1 protein-coding gene is annotated in these 255 nt (G+C 55.3%); it reads left to right on the top strand.

Translation table 11 applies throughout. The features are described 5' to 3' along the window. On the top strand, positions 1-255 hold a 255-nt coding region (locus tag AACY08_RS30250), incomplete at both ends, for a DDE-type integrase/transposase/recombinase (RefSeq protein WP_339472758.1).

Genomic DNA, 255 nt, shown 5'->3' with positions numbered 1-255 from the left:
TGGTCATCAAGGCCTTGGACATGGCTTACGAGCATCGAGGGAAGCCTCAAGGATTGCTATTCCACTCCGATCAAGGCTCGCAATATGGAAGCCGGAGTTTTCGCCAGCGCCTTTGGCGATATCGCATACGTCAGAGCATGAGCCGGCGAGGAAATTGTTGGGATAATGCGCCGATGGAGCGGGTGTTCAGGAGCCTGAAAACCGAGTGGATACCGACCATGGGCTACACGACGGTCCAACAAGCTCAGCGGGATA

It is taken from the genome of Pseudomonas sp. EL_65y_Pfl1_R83 (genome assembly GCF_963970695.1).
In the GTDB taxonomy this organism is placed as follows: domain Bacteria; phylum Pseudomonadota; class Gammaproteobacteria; order Pseudomonadales; family Pseudomonadaceae; genus Aquipseudomonas; species Aquipseudomonas tritici.
Note: the sequence above shows the minus strand (reverse complement) of the source record. Positions and strands in the feature narration are given on the sequence as shown.